This is a genomic window from Caballeronia sp. 11_S32, from assembly GCF_056930355.1.
This window is the reverse complement of record NZ_JBXOWH010000002.1, coordinates 535,580-557,879: the sequence shown is the minus strand read 5'-3', so window position 1 is coordinate 557,879 and position 22,300 is coordinate 535,580. Positions and strand designations below refer to the sequence as shown.

Below are 22,300 nucleotides of genomic sequence, written 5' to 3'. Positions count from 1 at the left end.
GACAACCCTAGCATTCGATCATGCAACCGCAGCGTGAATCACGCTGCTTCGATGCGCTGAGAAGCGCTCACTTACTTCGGAGAATGAAGCATGATCGATGTACTCAATCCCGCCGACGGCACAGTCGTCGGGCAAGTCGAACATCATTCGGAAGCGCAGGTGCGCGCGGCGATAGACCGCACATGCGCGGCGTTCCCGGTCTGGTCGCGCACTCTGGCCCGCGAACGCAGTGATCTGCTGCGCAAATGGTTCGACCTCGTCAGCGCCGACAAGACCGCATTTGCCGAGCTGATGTGTCGCGAGAACGGCAAGTGCCTGCCGGAAGCCTTCGGCGAAATCGAGTATGGGCTGGGCTTCGTCGAATGGTACGCGGAGGAAGCCAAGCGCGTGTACGGCGATACCATCCCCACTCACGCGAAAGACGCAGCGGTGATCGTCACGAAAGAACCCGTCGGGCCGGTCGCGTCCATCACGCCCTGGAATTTCCCGTTCATGATGATCACGCGCAAGGTGGCGACGGCGCTTGCAGCGGGTTGCACGATCCTCTTGAAACCTGCCGAGGAAACGCCGCTGACCGCGTACAAGCTGCTCGAATACGCGCGCCGTGCCGGCATTCCGGAAGGCGTGTTCGAGATGGTGACCGGCGACCCCGCGCAGATCGGCAAGCTGATCACCGACGATCCGCGCATCCGCAAGATCTCGTTTACCGGTTCGACCACGGTCGGCAAGTTGCTCGCCGCGCAGTGCGCCGGCACACTGAAGACGATGACGATGGAACTCGGCGGCAACGCGCCATTCGTGGTCTGCGACGACGCCGATCTCGACGAAGCCGCAAAAGCACTCGTGTCCGCGAAGCTGCGCAACAGCGGCCAGGTCTGCATCTCGCCGAACCGCGTGTATGTCCAGGCGAGCGTGCACGACGCGTTCGTTCAGCGCGTCAAGGCGCTCGTCGAGGCCATTCCGGTCGATCAAGGGTTGCAGGAACGGTTCGTCGTCGGCCCGTTGATCAATCGCGCGGCCATCGACAAGGTCGGCCAGCTCGTCGATGATTCCCGCAAGCGCGGCGCCGAGGTCGTGCTCGGCGGACATCCGCACGCGAAGGGCGGACTCTTCTATGCGCCCACCATCCTCGTCGAGGTCGCGGACGATATGCCGATCGCCTCGACCGAAATATTCGGACCCGTCTTCCCGATCTATCGCTTCTCCACCGAAGCCGAAGTCATTGCACGCAGCAACGACACCGAATATGGTCTCGTCGCCTATGCGTTCACCCGCGATCTCGGCCGTGCATTCCGGCTCTCGCGTGACCTCGAGGCAGGCATGGTGATTCTGAATTCGGGCTCGGTCGGCACGGCTTCGGTACCGTTCGGCGGCGTGAAGCAGTCCGGGTACGGACGCGAAGGCAGTCATCATGGAATCGAGGAATATGTTCACGTGAAATACACGCTGATGAGCGGTCTCGCCTGAAAAACGCGTGGCGCGACATCGAGATGCCGCGCCTCGTGTCATCGCTGGCTCAGCGCACCGGCAACTGGGTCGCGTCCGCAGGGCTGGCGCACTGGACCTCGTGACTGCGCTGACGAATGAGCCGATCCTGCCGCAGTCCCCAGCAGAACGTGACGGCCAGACAGGGCAACAGCGACACGATGGAGTACCCCACGCCCGCAAGCGGGTTGCCTGTCAGATTGACGAGCGAAAGACTGATCAACGGAAGGAACCCGCCGAACAGCACATTGCCGAGTTGTTGCGACAATCCGAAGCCCGTGGTCCTGCTCTGCGGTGGAAAACATTCGGCGATGAACGCCGGCAACGGCGCCATGATCATCGCCGTCAATACGGCCAGCAGCGCGATGAGCAGTGTCACCGCGGCCCAGCCGCCCGCGAGCGCATTCGTCCTGATGCCCGCGAAAGCCGGATACGCTGCAAGAATCCAGAGCACGATGCCGATCAACATGACCCGCGACCGGCCGATCGCGTCGGACAGACGGCCGAACACCGGATAGAGCGGCGCGGCGACGACGATTGCCACACCGAGGCACAGATTCGCGCGCGAAGGATCGACCTTCAACACGTTCTGCAGGAAGTACAGCATGTAGACGATCGACGTATAGAGCGACACAGACGTTCCGCCCTGGGCGCCGAACATCGCGACCAGAATCGCTTTCCACGACGCCGCGCTCGACAACGTGTCCTGCAGCGGCGATTTCGAAAGACGGCCAGCCTGTTTCAGCTCCGCGAATACGGGCGTTTCGGTCATGCCGAGCCGAATCCATGTCGCCACCGCGACGATCGGCGCCGAGATCAGGAACGGTACGCGCCAGCCCCAGGATTCGAATGCCGATGCATCGAGCGTGAACTTCAATGCGGACACGATCGCCAGCGCCAGCAGCAGGCCGACGCTCGCGGTGCTCTGCAGCACGCTGGTCGCCATGCCTTTGCGGCCCGCGGGCGCATGCTCCATCACGTACACCACCGCAGATCCGTATTCGCCGCCGAGCGCAACGCCTTGCAACACGCGCAGCGTGATCAGGCCAATGGGCGCAAGCACGCCTGCCGCCGCATAAGTCGGCAAGCAGCCGATTCCCACCGTCGCGATACCCATGATCGCGAGCGTGATGACGAACGTCTTCTTGCGTCCGACCCGGTCGGCCATGGGGCTGAATATGATCGTGCCCAACGGACGCGCGACATACGCGATGCCGAACGTGGCGACGCCCGCCATTGCGGCGACGGTCCGGTCGGTCGAAGGAAGGAACAAGTGCGTCAAGGTCGATGTCAGCGCAACGTAGACAAAGAAATCGTAGTACTCGAGCACCGTTCCGAGGCTCGATGTGGCGATGATTCGCAGCATGCCGGGCTTTCGATTGCGGGCTCCGGAAGTCGTGGACATGGTTGTCTCCTCCGATTCAGTTTGTGAGGCCCCGCGCTATCGGCGCGGTGGCCGTATCGGCGCATCACATGTGTGTGCGCTTTTTCGCCGCCTGCTGCTCGAGAAATCGGCCGACGGCCTCTTTGTGCTCGTGGCCGCACAGAAGAATGGCCTGCATGCTTGCCGCCATATCGAGCGTCGTCGGGAGCGAAGCGTCGGCCGCTTCGCGCACGAGCCGCTTCGCCATGCGCAATGCCGTCGGCGGGTTCTGCGCGATGTGTTTCGCCAGCGATCGGGCCTCGATGTCGAGCGCCTCCTCCGGCACCACCTTCGAGACGATGCCGAGGCTCAGCGCCGCCTCTGCATCGATGAACTCGCTGGTGAGCGTCAGTTCGAGCGCCTTCGCGTAGCCCACGATACGCGCCAGAAACCAGGACCCGCCGATGCCCGACACTAGTCCGAGACGCAAGAAACTTTCTGCGAACACGGCTTTCGTGCTCGCCACGCGGACATCGCACATCAGCGCGAGATCGCAACCCGCTCCGACCGCGGCGCCATTGACCGCACACACCGACGGCACCTCGAGACCGCTCAGTGCGCGCGTGATCCTGTGCAGGCTGCGAAGCAGGCGGTCGCGTACTTCCTCGACGCTGCCGCTCATGAGATCGCTGCCGCTTTGCATGTCCTTCACATTGCCACCCGTGCAAAAGTGCCGCGACGACGAACGCAGCAGCACGCAGTGCACGTCGCGCCGGCCGTTGACCTGCTCCAGCAGGGCCGACAGCGCCTCTGTCATCGCGACGTTCAGCGCGTTGCCGTCGCTGGGGCTGTTGAGCGTGAGCGTGAGTACGCCGGCATCGACGGACTGTTCGACCAGTGAACTGGCATCGTTTGCATAAGCTGACACGAAAAAATCTCCTGTTTGTTCCCGGCCACTACCGGTTCTGGAATGCGGCCTGCCGGCGTTCCAGAAACGCGGACATGCCTTCTTTCTGGTCCGCGAACGAAAAGCCCGCGTGGAACAGCCTGCGCTCGAACAGCAGACCCTCCGACAGCGACGACTCGAACGCGCGGTTGACCGCTTCCTTGATCGCGACGATCACCGGCAGCGAATGACGCGCGATCTGTTCGCCGAGGCGCATCGCTTCATCGATCAACCGCTCGCGGGCGACGACCTTCGACACGAGGCCGTAAGCCAACGCTTCGCTGGCGCCAAGCGGCTCGCCGGTGAGACACGCGAGCATCGCGGTCGACTTGCCGACCGCGCGTGGCAGACGCTGCGTGCCGCCCGCGCCCGGTACGATGCCGAGCTTGATCTCCGGTTGGCCGAAAATCGCGTCGTCAGCGGCTATGACGATGTCGCACATCATCGCCAGTTCGCAGCCGCCGCCGAGCGCATAGCCGCCCACCGCCGCGATCAGCGGTTTGCGTGCCGCGCGGATGCGGTCCCAGCTACGGCCGATGTAGTCATCCGAGAATGCGCTCGCGTAATCGAGCTTCGACATCGCGACGATGTCCGCGCCGGCGGCGAAGGCCTTGTCGGATCCTGTCAAAACGGTCGCGTGAACCTGCGGATCGGTTTCATTGCGCAGCAGGACGTCGATCAGCTGATCCATCAACGCGTCGGTCAGCGGATTGAGCGGGTTGTCCGACGCCAGACGCACGAGCGCGACCTGTCCGCGTCGTTCGCTTCGGATCATCGCGGCGCTCATGCGGTCACCTTGCGGTCGTCGTCGCAGGTCTCGCGCAATGCGCGGCCCACACGTATCACGCCTGCGTTCAGTAGTCCGGCGATCTCGCTTTCGGCGAAGCCGTAACGCTCCAGCATCTGCAGCGTGTGCTGGCCCGTCAGCGGCGCGGGCAGATCTGGCGCGGCCGGACGGTCGGATGGACCGAGCGCGAAGCCATGCGTGCGCATCGTGCCCGCGGCCGGATGATCGATCGTCTGCGCCAGCCCGCACTCGGCGTATTCCGCAGATTCGATGACATCGCTGTATGTTGCGACCGGCGCGCAAATAATGTCCCGCGCCGCGAGCCGTTCCATCCATTCCGCCGTGGTCCGTTCGACGAAACGCGCAGCGAGTATGTGATGCAGTGTCGCGCGATGGCGCACGCGATCGTCGTTGGTCGTGAACCTCGGGTCGGCTTCGAGCGCAGGCGTTGCGAGCACCTCACATAGCGCGTGCCACCGCTGCGGATGATAGGCGACGACCATCATCCAGCCGTCCTGCGTCGGGAACGCTTCGTTCGGACACGCATAAGGCGCGGCACTGCCCGTCTTTTCCGGCTCGCGCCCCGAGGCGAAGAACGCGGCGAAGCCGATCTGTTGCAGCATCAGCGTCGCGTTGTAGAGACTCACGTCGAGATGCTGCCCGCCGCCGCCCATGCGGACCTGATGCAGCGCGCCGAGAATCGCGATCGACGCGAGATAGCCGCCCATCATGTCCGCAACGGGGATCGGGACTTTGAGCGGCTCGGCGTGCGTCGTGCCGAGCGTGCTCATCAGCCCGCTGACGGCCTGAATCACGCCATCGACGCCCGGCCGCTTGCGATTCGCGCCCGTCTGGCCGAACGCGGAAATGGAGCAGTAGACGAGCCGTGGATTCAGTTGCTGCAACGCGTCGAAGTCGAGTCCCATCGACGCCATCACGCCCGGCCGGAAGTTCTCGACGAGCACGTCCGCCTCCCGCACCATGCGGCGAACGGCCTGGCGCCCGGCGTCGGTTTTCAGATCGATCGCGACGCTGTACTTGTTCCGGTTGACGCTGATGAAAGCCGGGCTTTCACCGCTTATCCACGGCGGCCCGATAAGCCGCCCGATTTCGCCGTCGGGCGGCTCGATCTTGACGACGTGTGCGCCCAGATCGGCGAGCGTCATCGAGCAGACCGGTCCGGCGAGGACATGCGAGAAATCGATCACCCGCACGCCGTTGAGGCTGTCTCTTGGCATTTGTGATTGTCCTGTCTCGTGACTCGCCACTGCGGCGAATCATGCCGACGAGATTACGTACTCGCCGGCCCCCCGGACAATCGACAATTTAGAAACGAGCCTTTGACTTTTTGTTAAAGAGTCGGCGGCTCGCAGGCGCTATTCGTTGAGCAGCGTGAGCAGCCATCGACGGAAAATCTTCAGTGCATCCGATTGCGGACGTCCCGTCGGCCACGCGAAGTAGTACGTGTGATGTCCGCGATCTAGCTCGAATGAAAACGGTGCGACCAGGACACCGCTTTCCAGTTCGCCGCGCACCAGCGCCTTCTGCGCGATCGCTACACCGTGCCCTTCTATGGCCGCCTGGTACGCGAGCAACGACGTTTCGTAGCGCATCTCACGGCGGCGCCCGTTCAAAGGAAGGCCCGCTGCCTTCAGCCACAGCGTCCAGTCTTCCGGGCGCGCGAGCGTGTGCAAAAGCGTTTCACCCTGCAGCTGCGAGCGGGCCTTGACCTGTCTGGAAGGCGCCGCGACCGGCACCAGCTCGTTCGCGATCAGACGTTGCACGCGCAGTCCGGGCCATTTGCCGTCGCCAAGCTGGATACCGCCGTCGATGTCCTCACGCGCGAAGTTCAGCGGAGCGGGAGATGTCGTCAGTTGCACGTCGATGTTCTCGTGCAGCCGATGAAAGCTCGCGAGACGCGGAATCAGCCAGCGCACCGCGAAGGTCGCGGGCGAGCGGATCTTGAGCACGCGCGCGCGCCGCTCGGACGAGCGCAGGCTGTCGGTGGCTTCGCGCAGCGATGCGAATAGCGGCATCAGTTCCGCCAGATACCGCGCGCCCGCCGACGTCAACTCCAGTCGTCCTTTCACTCGCTCGAACAGATTGACGCCGAGGTAGGCTTCGAGCGTGCGCACCTGCCGACTGACGGCGGCAGGCGTGACGGCTAACTCATCAGCGGCTTTGGAGATGCTCAACAGGCGTCCCGTCGCCTCAAACGCCCGTGTGGGATTCAGCGGGGGAAGCAGCGCACGACGTTCCATAGTCTGTCCGTGTAGATATCTATTCGGATTGTGGCGCGAAATGCCCGCAGAACGAATGGAAGAACGAAGAAAAGGGAGCCGATCTCGAATCACATCGAGGCTTCGTTGAGGAATGGACGTGTGCCCTACGGCTCGCGCTTACAAGTGAAGCCAAGACGACCGGCGTGGGAAAGGCGCTGATCCTCGACCGTGACGAGAATGAATGGTGCCGGATCCTTGTGCGGAAGACGATGAACGCAGCATTCGACCGCGCCGGCCGAGAGCGATCGGAAGTGGCAATTCCCGAGCACCGTGAATGCGGTCCTTGCGGACGCAAACGGACGGTCCGGCAGTTCTGAAGAGGTGGGCGACTTCGAGCGCACTTCGGCCCTTCGCCTACCTCGGGGAATCAACGACGTTGACGGCATCGGCAAGTGCCTGGCGTCGGCGACACATTCGACTTCGTCTTTGGCCACGCGCTGGCTGAATGAGCAATCGACTGTCACTTTCCAGAGCCACTGACACTTAGCCAAAGCCACCATGCATGCGCACTTCGGGCGCTCACGCATCGCAAGACAAAATAAACGTTACTTCGACATCCTTATAGAAAGATCAGGAAATCGACTTTGACGATGAGCGACAAGCGCGAATCACTGCATGGGCGCCGCGCTGGCAGTCAGCCAAAGGCTGAGGATAGATGCAGGCCGTCGGACCCTCAAGGTCGGGTACCCGAAGCCCGCTAAGTCTGACGTGCAAGCGCACAAATCACAGGAAATACCAAGGGGTGGCGAACCCCCACTGCGAGCGCGTCGAGGTAGATGTTCAAACTTGCAGAGACGAGTCCATGTTCCGACCCGTACTTCCTACGTACCTGCTGAGCCCATTGGAACGTTTTCGTTCATCGCAGACGCGCGGCGCGCTCGTTGCGTTCGGTCTCACTCTGCAGTAGTTTTTCTTACGTCGCCGAGACAACGACGTGAGCACCGGTCGAAGCCATTGAGCGCGGAAGGGTGCACTTGCTCCCGCTCGCGCGCTTCGCGTGTGGCTGTCAATAACACCGACGGAGCACATACGATGCGCACTTGCGCAGCATCCATTCTGATCTTGTTCGTCTGCGCCGCCGGGTTGGCGCCGAAGACCAACGCCCAGGAACGTAACATGGCACTAACCCTGAGTTCGACCGCCTTCAGCGATGGCCGCGAAATTCCCGTGCGCCACACCTGCAAGGGCGCGGACGTGTCGCCGCAGCTTGCCTGGTCCGGCGTACCCGCCAACGCGAAAAGTCTTGCACTGATCGTCGACGACCCCGACGCGCCCGACCCGGCCGCCCCACGGATGACGTGGGTCCACTGGGTGGTCTACAACATCCCGCCTACAGCGCCCGGTTTGCAGGAAGGCGGTGCAGCGGACGCGCTCCCGGCAGGCGCGCTGCAAGGCACCAACGACTTTCAGCGTGCCACGTATGGCGGCCCATGCCCGCCGGTCGGCCGCCATCGCTATTTTTTCAGGCTGTACGCGCTCGACACGATGCTGCCTGATCTTCACCATCCCACCAAGGCAGCGTTGGAGCACGCAATGACGGGCCACGTGGTGGCGCGCACCGAATTGCTCGGCACATTCGAACACTGACGCGCCAAGGTCGATGAGCCTTGTCAGCGACGCGACCAACGGGCGCCAATCAGGAGATGCCGAACCCCAACGGGATTCGCCATCATTCATTTGTCGAGCGCACTCCGATTTTCAGAGCGAAATTGCGGAGCACCAATGCGCCGACGAGCACATCAGCCGTCACTCCGTCGCACTGCCAGGCGACGAGCGGTTTCGTTACGGTCGATCTTCAGTCAACGGTGGCTCGATGGGTCCAGCGAAGAGGCCGCCATCGAAGTACGCGTCATCGAGTTCCATGATGGTGTCGTCTCCCATCAGGATAACAACGAAATCGAGCGTCCCATCGCCAGGCACCGCGGAGATTTCCGCGATGGTTTGTTGGGGCGATCGCTCGTCGACGAAGCGCAGCCAGTAGTAACCGGGCGCGGTCGGCCGTGTGTCTTTCCATTCCATATCAAGCACTCGCGTCATCGTTTGACGAGACTATTGCCACTACACGATCGCTTCGATCGCGGAACGTCGATCCGCGATGAATGCGTTGCCGGACTGGTGGATAGCGCATTCACTGCTTACATCACCGTCGAAGCTTTCAGCTTGCAGAGGTCATGGCCATGCTACCAAGGAGGGTTGCTAGCGTGCAAAATTCGGGCAAGGCGGAGCTCGTCGGTATCTCTAGTTTAAGACGGTCTGTTCTGCCCATCGGCGGCTGCCTGCCGACACGCTGTGCCACGTAGCGTGCCTTCGCCCGTCCAGCGCATCCCGTGCCTATTGGCCAACCCTTAGCTGACAACCGGTTCGACCACGGACTTGGTGATGCTGCTGATGATTGGCCGGCCCTTCCGATCCCGGGTGCGAAGTTAGCTAGACGCGGCCCCGGTTGTTCCGGCCGATCAGCAATGGTAAAGCTGTACCGTCCGTTCGAAGCTGTATTGCGCAAAGCCGCCGTCACCGTACAAGCGTCATTGCGTCTCCTAAGGCTCGCCAGGAAGCCGAAATTGCCCAACGTATCAACGTGCACAGAATTCGTTGCGTTTGATACGTGACAGCGTCCCACGGGCAATTGTGAGCCGGTGCGGGCCGCAAGTTGGGGGTAGAGGCGCGTACCGGCTCGCGACAGCGTGAAACAATGCGCGATTTCGCTGCGTCTTCGTCAAAAACTCGTTGTAAAACAATCACTTATCCAGTCAACCATTTGCGTGGTTATGTTTCACAAAGATGCGACAACCCTTAAGGATCGCGCGACGTCTCCAGCCATGTAGGAATCCCGATTATTGTTTTGTGAGCATCGAATTCTTCATGCGATGAATCGTCCGACTGGCAAGCAAGCGCGTTGTCTCTGCAGGGGTCGCGCAAACAAGAGCGTGTCTCCTCCGACACTGAGCGCGGCCACCGTGCCGAGCTCGCTCGGCCTGAGACGGCCCCCTGCCCTCCTCCGCCACGCCCTATTTCACCGCGTCTAATCATGGACGGAGAAGCGATGTACGGTATCGGAGGCATGAGGATGGGCAAACGTCGTCGTCCACGTACGACGGACGACTGCACGCTTTCATACCCGCAAAAAGAAGCGTCACGCGCGGGGCGGCGACGGCATCGCAACGGTGGCGCGCCCCCGGCTCGATGCGCCCGTAGAGTCGCGATGAGTTTGCTGCCTCGGCTCGCCGACTTCTGCCAACGAATGTCGCGCTCCCTTCCAAGCGGCAACAGTGAGAGTGGCATTGCGCGGGCTCGTGCGTGACATTAACGGGACCGATCGAAGATCGTTCACTCTATGGACAGCACAAATGGACGGCGACGATATAGCCGGCATGCGCGCCACCGATGACTTCTGCGTCTCCCCTTCGCTAAGGGAACGCGTTGAGATCGTTCCCGTTACTCTCGTTACTCCGCTCCCCCCTTCGAAGCACTCGGCCGCTCGATCCTTGAATTCCCCGCTCGGCCGGCTCGACTGGCTCGGCGCAAGGATGGGCAGGCCATCGGACGTGCCCTCCAAATCCGCTGCCGCCCTTCCGAACTCGCCTGCTGGTTCGTATTTAGGTGGCGAAGGCTGTGGCTGGCCTGTACTAGGCGCCGTGCCCCACAGAGGTTGGAAAGCGGTTCCATGTCCGCATCGTCGCTCGTGCCGCGCACCTCTCCGAGAGCGCGCATCCGTGCGTGATGCTGGGCGGAGCGGCAGGCGGCCGCATGCGCTCAGGCCTATCCTCAATTCCGATGGGTATAGTTGCCCGGATTCGCGTTGCGCAAGCGAGCGCTCGGATTTCACGCTCGTTGTCGCCGATATCGACCGGTCGGCGATGATCTCGGTCGGCGCGTCGAGGAATGCATCGGGCGGGGCCCTTCGCCAGATTATGTACACGCCCCGCGTGTGCGCCGGCCGTCGCGCTCGTGAAGCATCCCGCAGAGCACCACGCGTTCATCTCGGACAGCGTCGAACGGGCGGCGCTGGGTTAGAGGCGCGATCGAATCCACATAGCCGCTTCTCGTTGAGGCAGGAGAACCCCACAAGGCATTGAGGGTTCGACGATGGGCGCCACGTTGTGCCTCCGCGCTCGTCGAGGAAAAGCGAGTAAGGGCTTCGACATCCACGGATCGCACGTGATCGATTCCCTTCGGCCGGTGGTGCTTGATCAGCGCGCGGGGAGAGTCGCCATTGCCATGCGCGCCCGAAACTCCTCTGGCAGCGTCCTCGTGATCTGCCTGCTTGGACAGCTTTGTGGGCACGGAGAAAAAGGCACTCGATAGTCGCACTCTACCGATTCGCCGATCGTTGCTCTCCGCTCATTCGACTACGTGGCGCGCTGCCCCGGGCAGAGGAGCGACGCGAGCGCTCGCACCGAGGCCCCAACGCGGTCGGTCGGTTGCCGCCATCAAATAGACAACCGCGCGGACCCGCAAGATCTGGCGAAGGCCGGCAACGTGGTCGCGTACCGCACAGTCACCGGCGGCTCCGCGTCGCGCACCATGTTGAATGTTTTACGGCCAATGTGCGGCGTTGCGTCCCAGCGATTTGCTCAAGGTCAAAAGCGGTGGCGGAGTCGGGCGTTTCCGGGCTTAAGGGCGTGCGCGAAGGACAGCATCCAACTCTGGCCGCTTGGCACCCGATCTGCTCCGTGAGACTGAAGATCTTCATCGACTCGCTTTTTGCGCACGTGGCGGTGCAGCTTCTTGCCTGGCGTTTCTGTCGGGCTGGCGTTTCTTCACGTGCGCAGATTGGGGCCTGCGCTCCTTCTCCATCCCGTCCGCGCGGGGCACCGCGTGCTCGCCGCTCTTCTGGCTTTCGACCCTGTGGGGTCATTCCTTGCCTACCACATACGGCGCGTGCGTCATGCCCGGTGGCACGCGGTCCGTCCGAGCAGGCGCTCTACGAGTACTCGCGAATCGCGATGTCGAGTGTCACGAGTCGTGACACGTTTAGATGTGCTCGTCGGCGCACAACGAGGCGGGCGTCTTTTATTGGCGGGGCAGTGCTACCTGGCGCCGTCGGAACCAAGGGATGACCAAGGGTTACCACCGCGATCGAGTGTCGCGAGTCGTGACACTTTGGTCGGCTGGCACCGGGATGCGTGCCGAGTGCTGCGATGTCGCTACTTCCGCTCATACAGCCGGGGAGCGAGCTGTCAACGACACGGGCAATCAGAAGGCGGCTCAGAAGAGCGCTACCATCGAGCGTCAAGGATTGTGACGCTGTTGTCGCGTTCCTCGAGGGCAGGCCGACAGGAGGCGAGCAGTATCGCCCGGAGCCGCAATCATGCAGCCAGCACAATCGAGTGTCACGAGTCGTGACACTGTTTAGTCAGCGTGGCGCACAGAAGCGATTCGAGAACCCGTTAGAGCCGGACTGGCAACGGCTGACTAGGCTGCCGACGGCCGAAAAAAAGCCCGCAACAGCGGGCTGGAAAACAATCTGCCATGCAGCCTCAGTGGGCACGCGGCTGGCTCGAAAAGAGCCTCTCAATCACTTGGCGAATCTCCTTTTCATGTTCGTCACTGAGCATTCCGGCTTTGATTTTCACCGTAAAGCCGCTAGCGTCCTTAGTGATGTTGCCGGCCTGCGCTTTGCCTGCAAAAAACTTCTCAATGCTGCGACCGCCGTTGCCATTCGTTTCATTCGGCTTGGCAACGCGCGTTGCAATCGCTGCGGCGTATTTCGTTTGCAGCAAATCTCCGTTGACGACCTGAGGCCAGAGGTCCCTGGCAGCCTCAACAGCAGGATCGCCGTGCCGCTTCATCACCACCGAGATGTCGTTCGCGGCGGTGGCCGAGATCAGCGCAGGCTGAAGGTCGAGGTCCCTCCGCATGAACTCGGGCAGACTCTCATATGACAGAAAGCGGTAGAGCCCTTGGCGTGACATCCCAAGCGCCTCAGCTAACCGCTTGCGACTGGGGAATTCCCTTTCGGTCTGTCGAATCGACAGCGATATTTCATAGTCGGTCAGGTCATCACGGCTGACATTCTCGACGAGCGCAAGGACCGCCATGTCTTGGTCCGAGCACCCAATTACGATGGCCTTGATGGTATCCAGGCCCACCAACTTATGAGCGCGCCAGCGCCGCTCTCCCGCCACAATCTGGTAACCCGACTCGAAGCGACGGACGACGACCGGCTGCATGAGCCCCACTTCCCGAATCGACTCAGCAAGCTCCAATAGCTTCGCGTCATTGAATACGCGGCGCGGCTGCCACGGATTTGGAACGATCTCAGATACCGCCAGATCCGAAGCCGTACCCGCTGATTCCAGTTCCTGCACGCGAAGCTGTGCTGCAGCCAGTGCACCCGCCATCCCAGGTGCCGTTTCAGTTCTGGCCGCTCGGCGGGCTGCGTTCGGCAACCTCTCGTCCGTCGCCTTGATACCGGCGGTCTTCGCCAGGAGCTGTTCTCGAAGAAGGTTGCTCATTGTGCGGGTCTCCACTGTTTGACGAACTGGTCATCTATCCACCGGCAGTAGTCGATTAAGGGTTGTTTGACCCGGGCGAGCGATTTTGCCTGGCTGTGCGTACTGCTGATATCGAACACGGTCGTGAAGGCGAGCGCCCCCGAGCTCATTACTGAACTCGCCGGCACTTCGAACTGGGACAGCCAATGACGATATGCGCCGTGCGCCCACGTGCGCACAACTGGCGTCGACGCTGTCGGGCCGTTGTTGACGCGCGTCAGTAGCACAGACACGAAGTCATATTTCTTGTCGGCTTCGAAGCGGATGAAGGACTTCGCAACGTCGGAGAAGAGACGCCAGAACGACAACGAGCTGAAGAAATCCAGATTTTCGGGGACCATCGGCATGACCATCGCATCGGCTGCCATCAACGCGTTCAGGTTGAGATAAGAAAGCGAAGGCGACGTATCGAGGAGGATGTAGTCATAGTGCTTGCGAAGCGGCGCAAGCCCATCGCGCAGCACAGTCCAGAACTTGAATCCTGGCACCTTCAGCTGCATGGCGGGCAAGTGATATTCGGCTCCGACAAGTTCGGTGTGTGCCGGAATAATGTCGAGTCCGTCCCAGTAGGTCGACTGAACTCTGGCAAGCAGTCCGCCTTCAACCCTCTGGTCGTACACGAAGGGCAGAACGGTGTCGTCAGGGAAAACCTCTTTTTCCGCATAGAGACCGCACAGCTCGGACAAGGAAGCTTGAGGATCGAGGTCAACTACGAGGACCTTCCGTCCGCGCAAGCTCAATCCTTGCGCAAGGCACATGGTCGTAGTGGTCTTGGCAGATCCGCCCTTAAGCTGCGACGTAATGATGACCTTTCCTTCGAAGGCGTCGCTCGGCCCTTCGACCAAGGGGGTTTGATAGATGTCGGAGACTCGCCGAACCCATGTGCGTGCCTCGGCCAGCGTAAACATTCTGCTGCGGCTGCGCCCGGTTCCAGTCGACTGCCCCTCAGGTAACACCCCGTCACCCTTTGACACCTGATAATGCACTTGCTGACGAGTCAGTCCGCACAGCTCAGCAATTTCGCCCGTAGTGAACATCGGTGGAGTCTTGCGTGGGCGCGGAGCTAGAATTTGGTCGCGCAACTCCGTTGCATAGTCCGTGACAACATCGGCGAAATCACTGATTTGCGCCAAGCTCACGGTCAGATCTATCGGCATTGGTTGGCTGACATTCGCCATTTAGAAGTTTTCCCTTGCAAAAGTGGTCTAAACGTAGAATACAGGAACTACAGGTGATTGACGGGTGTTTTATGAAGAACCGGCCGTAAACCATTGTTTTTTCGCAACTACCGGCGGCTCACATCGGTCGGAAAGCCCCGTAACTTGCCCGACAAAGACTCTCACCGTCCCCTCCCAGTGGACCGCTATCGCCGGAAAAGTGAGAGATTTTGGAAGCGTGGCCGTCCCTAGGAGCGTGTCTGGAAACGCAACAGGGCAACTTTGGCTACGCGAATAGTGCCTTTCGCCTTCTACATCCGTAGCTCGGCACGACCAAAGTGAGCAACCGTGTCGCTGAGCCAAGCGGAAGGAGAGTGGGGCAGCACGCTACGTAGGTCATCGACTCTGGCCTACTGCGTGTCTCGCGCTGAGGTAAGCGGGGTGTTATCGGCGCGAAAACCGTGCACGGGACGGACAATATCTCTCACCTTTCGTGGTGCACCGCGGTAACGCCCGGAGTTTCACGCGCGCCAAAACAGCGACGTGCGCCTCCTTCAACACGAGGTCAACATCCCCACGTCAAAGGTGAGACACAGTGTCGAGTCGACCAGGCGAACAGAACCCGACCGGACAACATCTCTCACCTTCGCGTCCAGCGCCTATCAAACGGGCGGCACCGCTGGCCGACAAAAAAGCTCACACGACAATATCTCTCACCTTTCACGATGCCTCGCCGGCCCGGTCTCCATTGGCGCCGTCCGAAACAGTGCCGCTCCGTTCAAGAAGGTCTCTCGCCCGCGACGATAATCACGGAATGTGCGATCGGAGGCTTGCTCGAACTCTGTCCTCCGATTTCGGTTGTACTGAAACGACGGTGATTCCACTGTGGGTTCAACGGTTAGTTCGTTGTTTTTGTAAACAAAAGCGAACCAACAAACTAACAGCTACAACCGGATTCGCGTGAAATCAGATACTTGGCGCCGAAAAGTGAGAGTTGCTGTCACTCAAGGTGAGAGACTTTGTCCGCCCAAGTGAGATGCAAAGGTGCGAACGGGAGAGTTGGTGTCCATATAGGTGAGACGTGAAGCGCCTTCGCCACGAAAGGTGAGAGGTAGTGTCGGAGGCTGTGGATATCCCGGAAACAGGCTGCACGGACGGGCTTCACGTCCCGCAAGACACCCATCAGGGTGAGAGATTGTGTCGCGACGGTGAGAGATAGTGTCCAAGGCGACGGGGGGAGGGGAGAAAGGTGAGAGATTCACATTGACATCTCACCTTTACGTGCTAGAGTCCAGAAAATTTTAAGTAAACGGATTCCCGCGAACCCACATGGCCAGCAGCGTTGAAAGAAGAGTAACTCCGCTTCAATACGCGCTCGACCTGTTTGTCGAGAACGCCCCAGCAAGTACCGCCATTGACGCAATCAGTTCCGACAAGGATATCGGGTATCAAAAAAACAGCGTATTCGCGCGCATCATTGGCCTTGGGTTGTCAGCGCGCCGCTTCGTCGACGCTGCCTATTTCATCGTCGCGCAGGAACCGGAAATTAGTGAAGCGTACGACGTTTCGCTGAGCTTCTTCAAATGGCTGATGCGATACGACAGTCACAACAAGAAGCATTTTTCCAGTGTGATCCGCAGCGTGAAGTCATCCATGCTCGAAGTCACGAGCGTGCCCACCGTATCGGTAGACTCGAAAGGGCGTATGACCGATGCCTCACGTGACGCCTCCGACGGCGATGAGGATGCCGAGGACGGGCAAGACGTCGAGGTGGGGGACATTCCAGTCAACGACGAGGACGGCGACTGGCTAGAGTTGATTGGCCGTGTCAGCGTACGAAACGGGCGAATCCGTTTCCGGGTGCCTATCGAACTTCAGCGGCTCATCAAGGACCCGGAAAACTCGTACTGGACGAGTCTCCTGACCACCTCGAAATTCAAGCTTATCTACGCGCGAGCCATTTACGACCACGTGCTGCCCGCAGTGCCCGGCGGCACGACGGAGTGGCTGCCCCTCGAACTGGTTCGCAATCTGCCGGGAAAGTCGTGGGCAAACAACGCGGAATTCAAATACTTCAAGCGCGACTATCTCGAACCAGCGGTCAGGCAGATCAACGACCTGTCCGATATCGAGATGTCTTATGAAACACGGGCAGGTACGCCCGGGTCGCGTAAGAAGGACCAGATTCGCTTTCGGTTGAAACGCAAGGAAGCGTCGGCCGCGGCGCAGGCGGACATGATGGAATCGGCGGCGCTCTACCTGACACTCCACAAGGAATTCGGTCTCGACGCGAAACAGTTCCTTCAAATCCGGGAAAACCGTCACGTCTGGACAGACGCCCGCATCGAGCAAGCCATCGACTACACCCGGTTCAGAATCGCCAAAGGCGATGTCATCAGAAGGGCGTCCTCCTACCTGATGAAAGCCCTGGCCGAGGATTACCGTGTGGCTACCGCGGACAGGGATGTAGAGCTGCGCAAGAGCCAGCGAGAGGCGCAGGACGAAGGGAAGAAAACTCGACAGGCGGTCGTGGCCGAGAGTGTGGCCGCGGCTGATGCCGCAGCGAACCAGCAGCGGCAAGACGAGATGCGCGCAGCTCGGGATTTCTTCAACGCGGCCGAGAACAAAGCGAGAGATGAGCTGGTCCGCAAGTTTGTTGCGGCGAGCACTATCGGACAGCGTGCCATTACACGGCAGGGACTCAAGCCGGCTGAAGTCACCGGGACCAATATCATGCAGTGGCCTAGCGTTGCAGACACTTTCACCTCTTTCGTCGCAGGCGAACTAAGAAGAGCTGCTCGGGAGGCCAGCCGCCGCGGGTGAGCACGAACGCAAACCGAGTGCCCGGTTTTTCTGACTATCGGTCGATTCGTGATACGCAGCGCAGATGGTCTTTCTAGAAATATGTGAATACTGCAACGACAACTCGTGCTTTGCGGCCTGCCGAAAGACCCGGTCTATCTCATCTCTAAAAGCCGGAGAGCGACATTTATTCGTTATCCAGACGCCTCGACAATGAGAAAGCATGCGCCGGAATGGAACGGCGAGGGGCGCACGTTTAGTGGACGATGTTGGTCGCGCCGCCTGGCGGACCGCTGCCGAACTCGTCCATAACAATGATCCACAGTACGGGAGCAGGCGGGCGGTTGTGCTGATCGACAACCGCCCGCCGTGACGAGCTACTTCGGACTTCGTGCATCAGTCGACGCAGGGCCTGATCAATCGTCGTCGTCGTCGGCAGTCGCGAGCGTTTTCGAACCGTCGGCGCCGGCCTTCGTGTAGATCGAGTGCGGAACGGGATAAGGTCTGTCCCCCATCACGCCCTTCCAAAGCACGTGGTTGAACAGTTCCGGCGGAATGCGATCCTCTTTGGAGAAGTCGAAGTCCTTCGTCGCGTTCGCCCAATACGTCGCATCATGTAGCGGATGAATGTCTTCACCTTGGGCAAACTGGTTGCCGTCGGTGCCGCTCGCCACGTTGCCTACGTTCGTGTTCTTCAAAAGTGTCGAAGCCACGGCGGTGTAGGTCCACGAATTGTTCGAGCTGGTGTCGAACAGGTCGGCCATCGGACGGGCATACGCCGTGTTCAGGTCCATGTGCTGAGTGCCAAGCACGTCTTCGATAGTGCGAAGCGCGTTGACCTGGCTATAAGCGGTGCTGACGACGGCGTGCTTCTTCACATACGGACCGACGACATAAGCGGTCGACCGGTGCGAGTCGACGTGATCGGAACCTGCTTGCGAATCATCCTCGACCACCACGATCAGCGTGTCCGACGCGTACGGGCTGTGCGCAACAGTCTCGACCAGCTTGCCGACCGCGAAGTCGTTGTCCGCCTGTTGCTGCTCGGCCGAACCCATCTGGCCGACATTCTGGGCATAGCTGCCGGTGTGATCCGAGCCCATGCGGACGAATTCGAACGAGGGGAGCTGGCCGTTCGCGACATACTGCTGGAACTCGCGGTTCCATTCCAGTTCGCGGAAAGTGTCCGGATAGGCCTGGTCGAAGCCGCGGTAGTACGGGTCCGTCAGGTTGAGCAGCGACGGCTTGAGCGGATGAGCCTGGACGATGTTGGCCCCGGCCGGATCGAGCAGCGGCTTCGCGACCGTGCCGATCGAGCCGACGTTGTTGACCATGCCGCCGTAGTTGCGTACCGAGCCGCCTGCCTGCAGAACCGCGTCGTAGATGCTCGCCTTCTGATAGCCGAACGGCGCGTCCGGCTCCGTCACGTCCGCGATGCCGGGCAGCGCGTTGGCGGCGCCACCCGGCAGCGACGACGTGGCGTTCGAGTAACCGCCGTTCGTGGCAAAGTCGCGCAAGGCGGTGGTGGGGAGGCCGACCGGCACGCCGCGATTGGAGCCCTCGGACTCGTATGCCATGCCGCGGTTCACGCCGGCGTAGTTCTCCTGCTGGGACACTTCCTCGGTCGGCGTGACGTGCGCATGCTGCACCCACGACCAGCCGTCCATCGAGCCGTCGCCGGGATCGGTGAAATTGTCGATCGTGACGAAGTTGTTCGAGATGTTGTGAAAGTTCGGTGTGGTGGCCTTGCCGTACATCGTGAGCGTCGGATCGCCGTTGGCGCCGTTGCCGAGATCGCCGAGGATCTGGTCGTAGGTGCGGTTTTCCTTCACGACGTAGATGACGTGCCGGATGCGCGTGCGCAAGAAATGCATGACCTCGCGATCGTGATCCGACTCCCTCGCCGAGTAGTGGTTATTCTCGTTGACCTGGGTGGTCAGGCGCTCGAGCACGTCCGCGCTCGGAACCGGCGCACTGACGAGGGTGCTTCTTTCGAGGCCGAATTGATACTGCGCTTTGGTGCCGCTGGTGTAGAGCGGGTTCGGACCAGTGTTCGACTTGCCGTTGATGATATACATCTGCGAGCCATCGGCGCTCAGCGTGATGTCTTTTGGCGCATAAGCGGTCGGAATCAGACCGTTGACGCGGTAGCCGTTTTCACCCGTGAGCGAGACCACGGCGATGGAGTTATCGCCGTTGTTCACCGCATACAGGGTCTTGCCGTCCTTCGATACGGTCACGTTGACCGTATCGCGGCCGCTGTACTTCTTGTTGCTGCCGCTGCCCTGGTCATTGCCGTCGCCGGACTGGCTGGCGATGTCGATCGTCCTCTGAACGTCGAGCCTGGCCGTATCGATGACGGCGATCTGATCGGCATTCGACACGGCGACGTAGAGCTTCGACTGATCGGGCGAGAGGGCCATGCCGTAGGCGTTGCCCTTCACCGGGATGCGCTTGACGAATTGCGGTGCGCTCGGATTAGCCAGGTTCAGCACCACCACTTCCCGGTCGCGCACGGACGAGATGAACGCGGTGCCGTCGCTCTTCAGCGAAACGGCCCACGGATATTCTCCGCCAGGAGCGCCTTGCTGGCCCGACGTGTTGAACGGACGCAGGTCGTATTCCGACACGAGCGTGTTCGATGTCGTGTCGATGATGGAGACCGAATCGTTGTAGTTGTTGGCAACGACGAGCGTCCGGCCGTCAGCGGAGACAGCCAGCCCGCCGGCGTTCGGCTTCACGCCCGACCCGATACCCTTGGTGTGATTCAGCGCGATGACGGCGGTCTGGGACCATTGCGCCGACGGATTGGCCGAAGCACGGTGATAGACATAGACCTTGTCATCGGCGCCGCCTGTGCCGTAAAGAGTCTGATTGCCGTTCCAGGCGAGGCCATCGAACGCGTTGTTCTGGCGAATGGCCTGCACTAGCTTCGGATTGGCCTTGTTAGCGCCCGACACGTCATAGACGAAGATGTACTGGGTCGAGTCAGCCTGGTCCAGCGTGCTGTTGTCGGCGCCCGTGTAGACGGTGTTGTAGCCGGCGGTGATCACCGCCAGCGTGTTGCCGTCCGGGCTAAGCTGAGACTTGATGGCGCCGCTCACCACCTGATTCGGCTTGGCCGCGAGTTGCGGGTTCATCAATTGCTGGACGGCGCCTGGAATGGCGCCAGGGGAGATGAACTGGCCAGTCGGCAGCAGTTCCATGTTGCTTTGAGGTGCCGCACCGGCGTCGACGCTCGGCAAGAGTATCAGTCCGGTAAGTAATCCTAATGTAATGCTAGACTGAATCAACGCACATTTTTTCATTTCGTCTCTCCGGAAGACAAACAAAGTTGAGAACCCTACCTCTGGACGGAGCCTCTCGGATCTGCGGGGTTGCTCGTGGTGCAGATAATCGGGATTTCCATGCGGGTTCGTTTATCTCAAGCAGGGAAACTTAACGTTTGCGCATGTCAGCGGCGTGAATAGATACCGAATAGCAATATCGATTCGAATGGCGAAGAACCACGTTTTCCTTTCAGGCTCTGAAAGCGACGGGAGACATTCGCCCGCGATTTATTGGGGTTATCGAAACTATTCTTATTCTTCACGAACAGACAGGAGGAAGAAGAAACTATTTGGGAAAATTAAAAGGCCGGCTTAGGAATTGGGCATCTTCTACTTAGGCATAAAGGGTTCGGGACTTTATTACCGTTCGTCTCGGCTCCCATAAATGCTATTTTGGTTTTTAGGATTTCTTAAGTGAAAATGATTCCTCTCGCGCGGTTCCGGTCGGAGCCCGTGCGCCGTGTGGTCACACTCACGCCATGACGTGTAGATACTCAATAGCGGGGCAGTCTGTCACCCGTCATGCCGGGTCTAGCCCCTTTTCCCGCAGCCAGTCGCGATTGAACAGCCGCGCGCGGTAGATGTCCCCGCGATCGCACAGCAGCGTGACGATCGTGTGTCCAGGGCCCAACTCGCGAGCCAGCCAGACGGCCGCTGCGACATTGATGCCAGTCGATCCGCCGATATACAGGCCCTCTTCGCGCAGCAGCCGGTAGACCATCGTCACGCACTGCCGGTCGTCGATGCGCACCGCGTCGTCGATCGGCGAGCCTTCGAGATTCGCGGTGATGCGCGTCGAACCGATGCCTTCGGTGATCGAACTGCCCTCCGCCTTGATTTCGCCGGTTTTCACATAGCTGTAGAGGCCGCTGCCGTCGGGATCGGCCAGCACGATGCGAATGTCCGGGTTCTGTTCCTTCAGGAAGCGGCTCACGCCCGCCATCGTGCCGCCGGTGCCGGTCGCGCACACGAATGCATCGATCGTTCCCGCCGTATCACGCCAGATCTCTGGCCCCGTTGTCTCGTAATGTGCCTGGCGGTTTATGAGGTTGTCGAACTGGTTTGCCCAGATGGCGTTGTCGAGCTCGTCCGCGAGCCGGCCGGCAATCTTCTGGTAGTTGTTCGGATCGCGGTATGGCAAGGCCGGCACCGGTCTCACCTCGGCGCCGAGCGTGCTCAGGATCGCCATTTTTTCCGGCGATTGCGTCTCCGGAATCACGATCACGCAGCGATAGCCGCGTGCCGCGCAGATGTGCGCGAGCCCGATTCCCGTATTGCCGGCCGTGCCTTCCACGACCGTGCCGCCTGGCTTCAGCGTGCCGCGCCGTTCGGCGTCCCGGATGATGTAGAGCGCCGCGCGATCTTTCACCGAACCGCCCGGATTCATGAATTCGGCCTTCCCGAGGATCTCGCAACCGGTCTCGGCGCTGAGCCTGGCCAGCCGGATCAGCGGTGTGCGGCCCACGCAATCGACGAAACCCTTTCGCACGTCCATGTCGTTCCCCTTCCCGTTCACGGCGCTCACCATGCTGCAAGCATAGAACAGGGCTATCCGGAGGGCTGCATGTAACCGATATCCGAAACGCCGGCCGGGTACGCGAAGGTCATGGACTTCAGGGCTTCGGCCATGCCTGAGCGGCGCGGGCGGGCCG

13 protein-coding genes are annotated in these 22,300 nt (G+C 60.8%); 3 read left to right on the top strand and 10 right to left on the bottom strand.

From position 1 onward, the window contains the following. Window positions 1–90: 90 nt before the first annotated feature. The gene (locus AC1Z32_RS10740) at window positions 91–1,467 is read left to right on the top strand and encodes an NAD-dependent succinate-semialdehyde dehydrogenase (protein ID WP_483478682.1); all 1,377 of its coding nucleotides are present in this window, start codon (window positions 91–93) and stop codon (window positions 1,465–1,467) included. Between the two features lie 49 nt (window positions 1,468–1,516). Here the strand turns inward: AC1Z32_RS10740 and AC1Z32_RS10735 are convergent, their stop codons facing one another. From AC1Z32_RS10735 to AC1Z32_RS10715, 5 genes are all read right to left on the bottom strand, one after another. Beyond that, the gene (locus AC1Z32_RS10735) at window positions 1,517–2,890 is read right to left on the bottom strand and encodes an MFS transporter (protein ID WP_483478681.1); all 1,374 of its coding nucleotides are present in this window, start codon (window positions 2,888–2,890) and stop codon (window positions 1,517–1,519) included. 64 nt (window positions 2,891–2,954) lie between these two features. Then, complete coding sequence (locus AC1Z32_RS10730; RefSeq protein ID WP_483478680.1) at window positions 2,955–3,776, bottom strand: enoyl-CoA hydratase-related protein; 822 nt, start codon at window positions 3,774–3,776, stop codon at window positions 2,955–2,957. Between the two features lie 28 nt (window positions 3,777–3,804). Then, the gene (locus AC1Z32_RS10725) at window positions 3,805–4,581 is read right to left on the bottom strand and encodes an enoyl-CoA hydratase-related protein (RefSeq protein WP_483478679.1); all 777 of its coding nucleotides are present in this window, start codon (window positions 4,579–4,581) and stop codon (window positions 3,805–3,807) included. Then, window positions 4,578–5,819 (bottom strand): CaiB/BaiF CoA transferase family protein, encoded by a 1,242-nt coding sequence (locus AC1Z32_RS10720; RefSeq protein ID WP_483478678.1) that lies wholly within the window; start codon window positions 5,817–5,819, stop codon window positions 4,578–4,580. Before AC1Z32_RS10720 ends, AC1Z32_RS10725 begins: the two co-directional genes overlap by 4 nt. Before the next feature lie 138 nt (window positions 5,820–5,957). Then, a complete protein-coding gene (locus AC1Z32_RS10715; RefSeq protein WP_483478677.1) occupies window positions 5,958–6,842 on the bottom strand; it encodes a LysR substrate-binding domain-containing protein in 885 nt (294 codons plus the stop codon). A gap of 1,137 nt (window positions 6,843–7,979) precedes the next feature. Between AC1Z32_RS10715 and AC1Z32_RS10710 the strand changes: the two genes are divergently transcribed. Then, window positions 7,980–8,450: a YbhB/YbcL family Raf kinase inhibitor-like protein gene (locus tag AC1Z32_RS10710; RefSeq protein ID WP_483478676.1), complete on the top strand. Its 471-nt coding sequence runs from the start codon at window positions 7,980–7,982 to the stop codon at window positions 8,448–8,450. A 195-nt stretch (window positions 8,451–8,645) separates the two neighbouring features. Here the strand turns inward: AC1Z32_RS10710 and AC1Z32_RS10705 are convergent, their stop codons facing one another. From AC1Z32_RS10705 to AC1Z32_RS10695, 3 genes are all read right to left on the bottom strand, one after another. Beyond that, window positions 8,646–8,882, bottom strand: a complete 237-nt coding sequence (locus AC1Z32_RS10705) for a hypothetical protein (RefSeq protein ID WP_483478675.1) — start codon at window positions 8,880–8,882, stop codon at window positions 8,646–8,648. Between the two features lie 3,461 nt (window positions 8,883–12,343). Then, entirely contained in the window at window positions 12,344–13,321 is a 978-nt protein-coding gene (locus tag AC1Z32_RS10700; protein WP_483478674.1) for a ParB/RepB/Spo0J family partition protein, read from the bottom strand. Further along, the gene (locus AC1Z32_RS10695; protein WP_483478673.1) at window positions 13,318–14,538 is read right to left on the bottom strand and encodes a ParA family protein; all 1,221 of its coding nucleotides are present in this window, start codon (window positions 14,536–14,538) and stop codon (window positions 13,318–13,320) included. Before AC1Z32_RS10695 ends, AC1Z32_RS10700 begins: the two co-directional genes overlap by 4 nt. A gap of 1,308 nt (window positions 14,539–15,846) precedes the next feature. On the opposite strand from AC1Z32_RS10695, the gene AC1Z32_RS10690 reads away from it, so the two are divergent. Beyond that, a complete protein-coding gene (locus AC1Z32_RS10690; protein WP_483478672.1) occupies window positions 15,847–17,340 on the top strand; it encodes a replication initiation protein in 1,494 nt (497 codons plus the stop codon). Between the two features lie 395 nt (window positions 17,341–17,735). Here AC1Z32_RS10690 and AC1Z32_RS10685 read toward each other — a convergent pair whose 3' ends face one another. Together AC1Z32_RS10685 and AC1Z32_RS10680 are read right to left on the bottom strand one after the other, a co-directional pair. Further along, window positions 17,736–20,564, bottom strand: a complete 2,829-nt coding sequence (locus tag AC1Z32_RS10685; protein ID WP_483478671.1) for a bifunctional YncE family protein/alkaline phosphatase family protein — start codon at window positions 20,562–20,564, stop codon at window positions 17,736–17,738. A gap of 604 nt (window positions 20,565–21,168) precedes the next feature. Then, window positions 21,169–22,143 carry a cysteine synthase A gene (locus tag AC1Z32_RS10680; protein WP_483478821.1) on the bottom strand — a complete coding sequence of 325 codons (975 nt, stop codon included), beginning with the start codon at window positions 22,141–22,143 and terminating at the stop codon, window positions 21,169–21,171. Between the last annotated feature and the right edge of the window lie 157 nt (window positions 22,144–22,300).